Below are 11266 nucleotides of genomic sequence, written 5' to 3' on the forward strand. Positions count from 1 at the left end.
TTGTCCTCATTCGCGCAAACTTGGTGCCGGCGGCAGCCGGCAGGAAAACTCAAGAAGCCAGTGGCGATACTTGCCAAAGCCCGTTCTGCTGAATCAATTGCCGGTCGCAGTCCGCTTCACGGGCGGCGGCCAAAGGTTGCCCAGGCAATGCCTGGACAACACGCTGACCCTCACTGCGCAACTGGCAAACCTGCTGCCAGAGTGCCGCATCCGTACTGTCAGGCATCCAGATACCGCCAGACGGTAGCTGGATCTCAGCACGCCCCAGGGTCACCAGGGTTTTCAAATCGGTAGAGAAGCCGGTTGCCGGACGAGCGCGACCGAAGTCGGCGCCGATGTCGTCGTAACGACCACCCTGGGCAATGGACTGGCCCACACCCGGTACGAACACGGCGAACACCACACCGGTGTGGTAGTGGTAACCGCGCAACTCGCCCAGGTCGAAGTACAGTGGCAGCTGCGGGAAACGCACGGACAAACGCTCGGCGATTGCCAACAAGTCATCCAATGCCGCCAACACTGCAGCCGGGGCCTTGGCCAGACGCTCACGCGCAGCCGCCAGCACTTCACGGCCACCACACAGGTCGACCAACGCGCGCAGCATGCCCGACAGGTCAGCCGGCAAGCCTTCGGTCAAGGTAATGACCTCATCGATGGCTTTGCGTTGCAACGCATCGAACAACTGCTGTTCAACTTCACCGGACAGACCGGCGGCGCGGGCCAGGCCGCGGTAGATACCGACATGCCCCAGGTCCATGTGGACATCCGGTACATCGGCCAGTTGCAGCATGGCGAGCATCAGGCTGATGACTTCCACGTCGCTGCTCGGGCTGGCATCGCCATACAACTCGGCACCCAACTGGATCGGGCTGCGCGAGGACGACAAGGCACGTGGCTGGGCATGCAGTACGCTACCGGCGTAGCACAGGCGACTTGGCCCTTCGCGGCGCAAGGTATGCGCATCGATGCGCGCCACTTGCGGCGTGATGTCGGCACGGAACCCCATCTGCCGGCCCGATTGCGGGTCGATGACCTTGAAGGTACGCAGATCCAGGTCCTGGCCCGCGCCGGTCAGCAGGGACTCCAGGTACTCGATATGGGGAGTCACGACAAACTCGTAACCCCAGCTCTGGAACAGATCCAACACCTGGCGACGCGCTACTTCAATACGCGCCGCTTCCGGTGGCAGTACTTCTTCGATGCCATCTGGCAATAGCCAGCGGTCTACCGTTGCCATTACGCCTTCCCCTGTATCCGGGCGGCCAGCCTGCGGCCGAGCCTTGAGTGAAGCAGAAAATGATCAGCCCATGTTCATAAATCAGGCGCAGGAGCAACGAAGCGAAACGCCTGTTACCGGCTTCGCCAATCACTTTCCTCGAAAAACCTGTCGAGCATTCAGCTCGGGCACCTGCACAAAACAGCATTCAAACATGCAGACGCAAAAAAGCCGGGAATTTCCCGGCTGCCGCATCATACACACGTTTTCCCAAAGGATCACCCCGCCAGAGGTATTAGCCGCCCGGCGGGATGAATCAGGTCAACGTTGTATCAAGGCTTGGCTTTTTCCAGGTAATGGAAGAAGTCACTGCTTGGGTCCAGGACCATGACGTCGGATTTGTTCGCGAAGCTTTCACGGTAGGCACGCAGGCTACGGTAGAACGCGTAGAACTCCTGATCCTGACCGTAGGCCTTGGAGTAGATCGAAGCGGCCTCAGCATCACCATCACCGCGAATCTCTTCGGATTCACGATAGGCTTCAGCCAACAGCACGCGACGTTGACGATCGGCGTCGGCACGGATGCCTTCAGCCAGCTCGTTACCCTTGGCGCGATGCTCGCGAGCTTCACGTTCACGCTCGGTGCTCATACGTTCGAACACGCTGCGGTTCACTTCCTTCGGCAAGTCGATGGTCTTGACCCGAACATCGACAACCTCGATGCCCAGCTCCTTTTCAGCCATCTTGTTCAGCGAAGCGGTGATATCCGCCATCAGCGCATCACGCTCACCGGACACGACTTCGTGCAAGGTGCGCTTACCGAACTGGTCACGCAGGCCCGATTCGAGACGACGGGACAGACGCTCGTCGGCAATCTGCTTCAGACCGGAAGTCGCGGTGTAGAAACGCTCGGCGTCCTTCACCCGCCACTTGGCGAACGCATCGACCATCACGGCCTTCTTTTCCAGCGTCAGGAAGCGTTGCGTCGGTGCATCCAGCGTCATCAGGCGAGCATCAAATTTACGCACCTGGTTAACGTAAGGCACCTTCACATGCAGGCCTGGCTGAACATCGGCCTGGACCACGCGACCGAACTGCAGCAACACCGCACGCTCGGTCTGAGCCACGATGTAGAAGCAGTTCCAGGCTGCGATCGCCACGACGACGCCGACAATAAGGGCGATCAGCGATTTATTGCTCATCAGCGACTCTCCCTGGTACGTGCTTGCTGTTGCTGCAGATCAGCTGCCGCACGCGCATTCGCTTCATTGCTGGTGGCTGCCGCGCCGGTCACCTGGGTGCTGGTGCTGCGACCACTTTCGACCATTTTGTCCAGCGGCAGGTACAGCAGGTTGCTCTGGCCATTCTTGTTACCGGTCACGAGAACCTTGCTGGTATTACTGAAGACTTCCTGCATGGTGTCCAGGTACAGACGCTGGCGGGTGACTTCAGGTGCCTTGCGGTACTCGGCGACCAGCTTGGTGAAGCGATCGGCCTCACCCTTGGCACGCGAGACGGTTTCGTCACGGTAGCCATTGGCATCTTCAAGGATGCGCTGGGCCTGACCACGAGCTTCCGGCACGACGCCGTTGGCATAGGTTTCAGCCTGGTTGCGCGAACGCTGCTCGTCTTCACGGGCGCGGATCACGTCATCGAAGGCTTCCTGTACTTCGCGCGGTGCCGCTGCACTCTGTACGTTCACCTGGGTAACGGTGATACCGGTGCGATAGGTATCCATGAAGCGTTGCAGGCGCTCCTTGATCTCGCTGGCCATCAATTCACGACCTTCGGTCAACACCTGGTCCATCGCGGTGGAACCCACCACATGGCGCAGGGCGCTGTCGGTCGCGTGCTGCAGGCTGATTTCCGGCTGATCGACGCTCAGCACGAAGTCCTGCAGGTTGCTGATCTTGTACTGCACGGTCAGCGGCACTTCGACGATGTTTTCGTCTTCAGTCAGCATTTGACCTTGCTTGGTGTACGCACGCTCACGCGTGACGTTTTCCATGTACTTCTTGTCGATCGGCGGGAAGTAGATATTCAGGCCGGGGCCGACGGTTTCGTAGTACTTGCCGAAGCGCAGCACCACGGCTTGCTCCTGCTCGTCGACGACATAGACCGCGCTGTACAGCCAAACGGCTGCCAATACGACCAGGCCGATGCCCAGCAGGCCGCCGAAGCCGCCGCTCTTGCCCGAACCACCACCATCATCCCCGCGTTTCTTGCCACCACCGAACAACCCATTCAGGCTTTCCTGCAGCTTTCGGAAGGCCTCGTCGAGATCCGGCGGCCCCTTGCGGTCGCCGTTATTACGACGCTTGCCACCCCAAGGATCCTGATTATTCGAGTTGCCACCCGGCTCATTCCAAGCCATAGCGCTCTCCATCTGATAAAGCAAAGACGCACCCACGGCGCGCCGACCAATGCTACAGAATGCCTGTCACCACGGCACAACCGCTTTCTCAGGCTTTTATTGCAAAGTGTGTTGCTCGATGAATTCCACCGGTTGCAAACCTTCGCGGCTCACCAGCCGATTCAACTCGGCGCGTGGCAAACGAACGGCCAGCAAACTGATGCCTTCGTCGTCATGTTCTTCCTTCTGTACCGCCCCGAGTTCGAAGAACTGCGCACGCAGTCGAGCAAATCGGTTGGGCAAGCGCAAGGTGCCAACAAACAAATCATCCCCAAGCAGCTCGGCCACGGCCTGCCTGAGCAGGTCCAGACCTGTACCGTCCTTGGCCGACAACCAGACCCGCTGCGGCTTGCCATCGGCATCGCGCTGGATCTGCGGCTCCACGCCCTCGAGCAAATCGAGTTTGTTATAGACCTCCAGGATCGGCAAGTCTTGAGCCCCGATCTCCCCAAGCACCACCATGACCTGTTCAATCTGGGCCATGCGCTCGGGTTCATGGGAGTCGATCACATGCAGCAGCAGATCGGAATTGCTCGACTCTTCGAGCGTAGCCCGAAATGCCTCGACCAGCTTGTGCGGCAGGTGACGAATGAAACCCACGGTGTCGGCCAGCACGATCGGCCCGAGGTCATCGAGTTCGAGTCGGCGCAAGGTCGGGTCGAGGGTGGCGAAGAGTTGGTCGGCGGCGAAAACTTCGGAATCGGTCACCGAGTTGAACAACGTCGACTTGCCGGCGTTGGTGTAGCCCACCAGTGAAACCGTCGGTATGTCAGCCCGTTTGCGGCCACGACGCGACTGCTCGCGCTGGCTGCGGACCTTTTCCAGGCGCCCCTTGATCTGCCGCAGGCGAACCCGCAACAGACGCCGGTCGGTTTCCAGCTGGGTTTCACCCGGACCGCGCAAGCCGATACCACCCTTCTGCCGCTCAAGGTGAGTCCAGCCGCGAACCAGCCGCGTACTCATGTATTCAAGCTGGGCCAGTTCAACCTGGAGCTTGCCTTCATGGGTGCGGGCGCGTTGGGCGAAGATATCGAGAATCAGACCCGTACGGTCGATCACGCGACACTCGAAAGCGCGTTCGAGGTTACGTTCCTGACTGGGCGTGAGGGTGTGATTGAAAATCACCAGATCTACCTGCTCGGCTTTGACCAGGTCGCGTAATTCCTCGACCTTGCCACTGCCAATCAGGTATTTGGCGGATGGCCGATGACGCGGCACGTTGAAAAACGCGACGGTCTCGGCGCCAGCCGAAATTGCCAACTCCTGAAACTCCTGCGGATCTTCGCGCGCCTCAGGGTCCTGTCCATCCAAGTGAACGAGAATGGCCCGTTCACCACCACCGTGGCGCTCAAAGAACAAAGGAGACTCCTATCAGGCGTTACCTGGCTCAGCATCACCTGCTTCGGATTCGGTTGCGCTAGGCAGACGAATTGGACGAACCGGCACTACTGTAGAGATAGCGTGTTTGTAGACCATTTGGCTGACGGTGTTTTTCAGCAGGATAACGAATTGGTCGAAAGACTCGATCGTACCTTGCAGTTTAATCCCGTTGACCAGGTAGATGGACACCCCAACTTTCTCTTTACGTAAAGTATTCAAGTAAGGGTCTTGTAGCGAATGCCCTTTTGACATGTGCCGCACTCCTTTAAGGATTCAATATAAAAAAATAGGTAATCAGATGGCTTTGGCCGCCCCACCCCCAAGGATAGACGGCAATTGCAAGGACTCAGCTCAATATGGAGATGGTCCCCAGGTATTTCAAGGCGCGCGGCAGATTGTCGCAATCGAGACTGTCCAGCCAGTGTAAATCAGCCCAACTGCGAAGCCAGGTGAACTGGCGCTTCGCCAATTGGCGCGTGGCAATGATTCCACGCTCCTGCATCTCGGCTGACGTCAGCTTGCCATCCAGGTAATCCCAGACTTGGCGGTAGCCCACCGCACGTATAGACGGCAACCCTGTATGCAGGTCACTTCTATTACGCAGGGCTAGGACCTCGTCGATGAATCCCTGTTCCAACATTAAGGTGAATCTTTGTTTAATTCGGTCGTGCAATACCTGGCGATTCGCCGGAGCAATGGCCAAGTTCGCGACAGTATAGGGCAATTGTTGCCGTCCCGAAGCGGCTGCTTCAGTACTTTGCGCAGATTGTCGCAAGCGAAGCGCAGTCATGCTCTGACCGCTGACACGGTAAACTTCCAACGCTCGACTCAAACGCTGCGGATCGTTCGGATGAATACGTGCCGCGGAAACCGGGTCAATAACCGCCAATTGCTCGTGCAGTGCCTGCCAGCCAAGGCGTGCAGCCTCTTCCTCGATCTGCGCACGGACCTCCGGGTCGGCGGCCGGCATATCCGCAAGCCCTTCAACCAAAGCCTTGTAATAGAGCATTGTGCCGCCGACCAGCAGCGGAATTTTTCCCCGCGCGGTGATCTCGGCCATGGCTTGCAGGGCATCGCGACGGAAATCTGCCGCCGAGTAGGCCTCGGCCGGGTCGAGAATATCGATCAAACGGTGCGGGAACTCTGCCAACAGCTCTTTTGATGGCTTGGCGGTACCAATGTCCATGCCGCGGTAGACCAGCGCCGAATCGACACTGATCAGCTCGCAGGGCAGCACTTTGGTGAGCTCGATGGCCAGGTCGGTCTTGCCGGCGGCGGTCGGGCCCATCAGGAAAATCGCAGGGGGGAACTGGTTCATCAACGACCGCGCAAGAACAGTTTGTCCAGATCGTCCAGGCCCAGCTGGGTCCAGGTCGGTCGGCCATGGTTGCATTGACCGCTGCGCTCGGTGTTTTCCATGTCGCGCAGCAGACCGTTCATTTCCGGCAGGGCCAGGCGCCGATTGGCCCGGACCGCGCCATGGCAGGCCATGGTGCCGAGCAATTCGTTGAGGTGCGCCTGAATCCGGTCGCTGGTGCCATATTCCATCAAGTCGGCTAACACGTCACCCACCAGTCGATTGGCCTCAGCCTGTTTGAGCAAGGCTGGTATCTGCCGAATGGCCAGGGTTTCCGGGCCGAGGCGCTGCAGTTCGAAGCCCAGGCGCTGGAACCAGGCAACATGCTCTTCGGCGCAATCGGCTTCACGTTGACTGAGTGCCAGGGTTTCGGGCACCAGCAGCGGTTGCCCGCTCAAGCCTTCGCTGGCCATGGCGACTTTCAGGCGTTCGTACATGATCCGCTCATGAGCGGCATGCATGTCTACCAGCACCAGCCCCTGGGCGTTTTCCGAAAGGATGTAGATGCCTTTGAGCTGCGCCAGCGCGTAGCCCAGCGGCGGAATGTCGTCCTGACCAGCTGGCAGCGCTACCGCATTGGCCTCGGGCAACGGCGCGAAGAATTCGCGATAGGCGGCCTGTGCTTCTGCAACCGGAACAGCTGACTGGGGACGCGGGGTGTATTGATATTGATATCCAGCCCCTGCCCCCGAACCGGCGGGCGCATTGAACGAAGGCTGTGCCTGAGGCTGTTCCAGCAGCGCATTGGCGGCCAGGCGCATCTCACCCTGCGGGCCGAACTCACCGGCCTCGAGGCCGGTAGGCCGCACTGCGGCTGTCGCAACCGGTGCTGCCAGATGATCGTCCGGCCGCACATCGCCCAAGGCACGGTGCAGGGTGCCATAGAGAAAATCGTGAACCATGCGCCCTTCACGGAAGCGCACTTCGTGCTTGGTGGGGTGCACGTTGACATCGACGCCCGTCGGGTCGACCTCGAAGAACAGCACGAACGTCGGATGCCGGCCGTTGAACAATACGTCGCGATAAGCCTGGCGCACGGCGTGTGCCACCAGCTTGTCGCGCACGGCACGACCATTGACAAAGAAATACTGTAAGTCCGCCTGGCTGCGGTTGAAGGTCGGCAACCCTACCCAGCCCCACAGATGCAGGCCATTGCGCTCGATTTCGATCGGTAGCGCCTGCTCCAGGAACCCGGGTCCGCAAATGGCCGCCACGCGCCGGGCGCGAGCTGCATCGTCGCGGGCTTCGTGCAGGCTGAGGATGGTCTTGCCGTTATGACGCAGATGAAAGGCCACGTCGAACCGCGCCAGGGCCAGGCGCCTGATGACTTCCTGCAGATGATCGAATTCGGTTTTTTCGGTCTTGAGAAACTTGCGGCGTGCCGGAGTATTGAAGAACAGGTCGCGCACCTCGACCGAGGTACCCACCGGATGAGCCGCAGGCTGCACCCGCGGCGCCATGTCACGGCCCTCGGTCTCGACTTGCCAGGCCTGCTCGGCATCGCGGGTGCGCGACGTCAGGGTCAGGCGCGCAACCGAACTGATCGATGCCAATGCCTCACCGCGAAAGCCCAGGCTCATGACCTGTTCAAGATCTTCCAGGTTGCGGATCTTGCTGGTGGCGTGTCGCGCCAGGGCCAGCGGCAGGTCATCGGCGGAAATGCCGCTGCCATCGTCGCGCACCCGGAGCAACTTGACGCCACCCTGCTCCACGTCGACATCGATGCGCTTGGCGCCGGAGTCGAGGCTGTTTTCCAGCAACTCCTTGATCACCGAAGCCGGCCGTTCAACCACTTCGCCAGCGGCGATCTGGTTCGCCAACCGTGGGCTGAGCAGCTCGATGCGAGCGCTGTTGTTCACGACTTCGTTCATTCCTTGGCCGCCAGTTCAGTGCCTGGGATGGTCAGGTGCTGGCCGATCTTGAGCTCATCGCTCGACAGGTTGTTGGCACTGCGCAGGGTCGCTGGGGACACTTGATAGCGCACCGCGATCATCGCCAGCGTCTCGCCCGGGTTTACCCGATGGTCACGAGGACCTTGAGCGATTTTTCCGGAATCACGCAGCCAGGCAATGTAAGTGCCCGGTGGCGGATTCTGCTGGAAGAACTGGCGCACGCCGCTGCTGATGGAGCGCGCCAGCGCCTGCTGGTGGCTCGACGCAGCCAGCTTCGAGGCTTCGTTGGCGTTGGAGATAAACCCGGTTTCGACCAGGATCGACGGGATGTCCGGCGACTTCAGCACCATGAACCCGGCCTGCTCGACGCGTTGCTTGTGCAGTGGCGTGACCCGGCCGATGTTGCTCAGCACTTTCTGGCCGACGTTCAGGCTGGAGGTCAGGGACGCGGTCATCGACAGATCGAGCAATACGCCAGCCAGCATGCGGTCCTTATCGTCGAGACTGACGTTGCCGGCACCCCCGATCAGGTCCGAACGGTTTTCGCTGTCAGCCAGCCAGCGCGCGGTTTCCGAAGTGGCACCACGATCGGACAGGGCGAACACCGAGGCACCGAACGCCGCGGCAGAAGGCGCGGCGTCGGCGTGAATCGAGACAAACAGGTCGGCGCCTTTCTTGCGGGCAATTTCCGTACGGCCACGCAATGGAATGAAATAGTCGCCGGTGCGCGTCAGCTCCGCGCGAAAGCCTTTCATGCCATTGACCTGGCGCTGCGTTTCACGGGCGATCTGCAGCACCACGTCCTTCTCGCGCTGACCACGGGAGCCGGAGGCGCCCGGGTCTTCACCACCGTGACCGGCATCGATTACCACAACGATGTCGCGCTTGCCGGCCGGTGCGGGAGGCAGCTTGATCGAAGGTTCGGATGGCGTGACCGGAACGGCCGGCACCGTGGCCACCGATGGCGTCGGCACTGGTGGCGGTGGCGCGGCATCGGCCGGGTTATCGAACAGATCGACCACCAGGCGATTGCCATACTGGGCGTTGGGCGCCAAGGAGAAGCTTTTTGGCGTCACCGCCTTTTTCAGGTCGATGACCACCCGCAAGTCGATCGGCGTACGTTGTGCCGAGCGCATCGCGGTGATCGGGGTGTTGGACGAGTTGACGTTCAACGGCGCACCGAGGCTCGCGCCATTGATGTCGATGACCAGGCGATCCGGGGCCGTCAGCGTAAAGACGCTGTGCTGCACCGGACCGGACAGGTCGAACACCAGCCGCGTGTTGTCCGGAGCCCGCCACAGGCGAACACTGTTGACCTTCGTCTCGGCCACAGCGTCGACGGTCACCGCCAGAAACATCACCCCTACGGCAGCAACCAACGCGCGAAAGCGCATACCTAACCCCATCATCTATTTGGATTCCAATGCCAAAGCGGCACACCAGGCCTCGCCACGCGAACCCCTGGGTAAAATTTTCAGCGAACGCCCGCTGTCTCGCGGGCTAATGGTAATGGTCAGGTCGGGCTTTGGCAAAAAGCCTGCACCTTTATCGGGCCATTCGATCAGGCACAGCGCATCGTCCTCGAAATAGTCGCGGATGCCGAGAAATTCCAGCTCCTCCGGATCGACCAGGCGATACAAGTCGAAATGGAAGGCACGAATGTCGCCGATCTCATAGGGTTCGACCAGGGTGAAGGTCGGGCTTTTGACCGCCCCGACATGCCCCAAACCACGAATGATACCCCGGGACAATGTGGTTTTCCCCATCCCCAGATTACCTTCGAGGAAGATCAGGCCATGCCCCTCGGTGATACGGGCGATACGTGCGCCAAAGTCGCTCATGGCCTGCTCATCGGCCAGGTACAGGGTTACTTCAGACACGGTGCTTGCTCCTCCAACAACTGACGAATGGCTGGTATCAAATCACTGGCCGCCAGTCCACGGCCGAATTTACCTTGGCGTTCACCGGCATTGGCGTGTAGCCAGACGGCCAGGCAAGTCGCATCGAACGCGTCCATGCCCTGGGCCAGCAGCGCACCCACCAGACCCGCCAGCACGTCGCCCAGACCGGCGGCAGCCATTGCCGGATGACCTTGATGACACACGGCAAGCCGCCCGTCAGGACAGGCGATCAGACTGCCGGCCCCCTTGAGCACCACCACTGCTGTGTATTTTTTGCTCAGTGCATGGGCCGCCGCGGGGCGATCGGCCTGAACCTGGGCAGTGCTGAGTCCCAGCAACCGAGCGGCTTCTCCCGGATGCGGCGTGATCACGCACCCCTTGGGCAAGCTCACCCGGCCTTCCGCCAGCAGGTTCAGCGCATCGGCGTCCCAGACTTGCGGCAGGGGTGCGTTGGCGGCGGCCGACAACAAGCTTCTCCCCCATGCACCCTGCCCCAGTCCAGGGCCGACCACCAGTACGGACACCTTTTGAAGCAAATCCATCAGTTGATTGGCCGACGCAGCGCCCAGCGCCATCGCCTCGGGGATCCGGGCCAGGGCAGCCGGCACATGCTCGGGGCGGGTCGCCAGCGACACCATGCCCGCGCCGCTGCGCAATGCACTTTGCGCGCTCAACAGGATTGCCCCGCCCAGCCCGCGATCGCCACCGATCAGCAATACGTGGCCGAACTGGCCCTTATGGGAAGCGCCCCTGCGGGCGGCCAGGCGCGGCAGGTTGCCGGCTGTCAGGCGTCGGGCGGTAATCGGCGCCCCCTCGAGCAGCCGGGGATCGGCGTGCAGGTCATTGAACACCCGCTCGCCCACCACATTTGCCGCGTCGCCGGTGAATAACCCCAACTTCAAGCCGATAAAGGTTACCGTCAGATCGGCTCGCACGGCACAACCGAGGATGCGCCCGGTATCAGCGCATAGCCCGGAGGGGATATCCACCGCCACCACCGGAAGGCCGCTGGCGTTGATCGCGGCGATGACACTGGCGTACGGCTCGCGCACATCACCGGCCCAGCCGGGACCCAGCAAAGCCCGGCCCTTTATCACAATCCCCAGC

The 11266-nt window shown here is 60.8% G+C and carries 10 protein-coding genes; all 10 read right to left on the bottom strand.

Annotated features, from left to right (window positions below):
- Positions 1-49: 49 nt before the first annotated feature.
- On the bottom strand, positions 50-1237 hold the full coding sequence (locus PG5_RS13650; RefSeq protein WP_020797706.1) for an ATP phosphoribosyltransferase regulatory subunit: 1188 nt from the start codon (positions 1235-1237) through the stop codon (positions 50-52).
- Positions 1238-1548: 311 nt separating this feature from the next.
- A complete protein-coding gene (hflC, locus tag PG5_RS13655; RefSeq protein WP_020797707.1) occupies positions 1549-2418 on the bottom strand; it encodes a protease modulator HflC in 870 nt (289 codons plus the stop codon).
- Positions 2418-3590, bottom strand: coding sequence for an FtsH protease activity modulator HflK (gene hflK / locus PG5_RS13660; RefSeq protein WP_020797708.1), 1173 nt, complete (start codon positions 3588-3590; stop codon positions 2418-2420). The genes hflC and hflK overlap by 1 nt, the downstream gene beginning before the upstream one ends.
- A 96-nt stretch (positions 3591-3686) precedes the next feature.
- Positions 3687-4988 (bottom strand): ribosome rescue GTPase HflX, encoded by a 1302-nt coding sequence (hflX, locus tag PG5_RS13665; RefSeq protein WP_008064113.1) that lies wholly within the window; start codon positions 4986-4988, stop codon positions 3687-3689.
- 12 nt (positions 4989-5000) lie between these two features.
- The gene (hfq, locus tag PG5_RS13670; protein ID WP_007902656.1) at positions 5001-5261 is read right to left on the bottom strand and encodes an RNA chaperone Hfq; all 261 of its coding nucleotides are present in this window, start codon (positions 5259-5261) and stop codon (positions 5001-5003) included.
- Between the two features lie 94 nt (positions 5262-5355).
- Positions 5356-6327 carry a tRNA (adenosine(37)-N6)-dimethylallyltransferase MiaA gene (gene miaA / locus PG5_RS13675; RefSeq protein WP_020797709.1) on the bottom strand — a complete coding sequence of 324 codons (972 nt, stop codon included), beginning with the start codon at positions 6325-6327 and terminating at the stop codon, positions 5356-5358.
- Positions 6327-8237 (bottom strand): DNA mismatch repair endonuclease MutL, encoded by a 1911-nt coding sequence (gene mutL, locus PG5_RS13680; protein WP_020797710.1) that lies wholly within the window; start codon positions 8235-8237, stop codon positions 6327-6329. The genes miaA and mutL overlap by 1 nt, the downstream gene beginning before the upstream one ends.
- Positions 8234-9616 (bottom strand): N-acetylmuramoyl-L-alanine amidase, encoded by a 1383-nt coding sequence (locus tag PG5_RS13685; RefSeq protein ID WP_371106611.1) that lies wholly within the window; start codon positions 9614-9616, stop codon positions 8234-8236. The genes mutL and PG5_RS13685 overlap by 4 nt, the downstream gene beginning before the upstream one ends.
- A gap of 51 nt (positions 9617-9667) precedes the next feature.
- A complete protein-coding gene (gene tsaE / locus PG5_RS13690; protein WP_020797712.1) occupies positions 9668-10138 on the bottom strand; it encodes a tRNA (adenosine(37)-N6)-threonylcarbamoyltransferase complex ATPase subunit type 1 TsaE in 471 nt (156 codons plus the stop codon).
- Positions 10126-11266: NAD(P)H-hydrate dehydratase (locus PG5_RS13695; RefSeq protein WP_042955408.1), on the bottom strand; the 1141-nt coding region annotated here is incomplete at its 5' end. The genes PG5_RS13695 and tsaE, both read right to left, overlap by 13 nt.

The sequence above is a fragment of the Pseudomonas sp. G5(2012) genome (assembly GCF_000408945.1).
In the GTDB taxonomy this organism is placed as follows: Bacteria; Pseudomonadota; Gammaproteobacteria; order Pseudomonadales; family Pseudomonadaceae; genus Aquipseudomonas; species Aquipseudomonas umsongensis.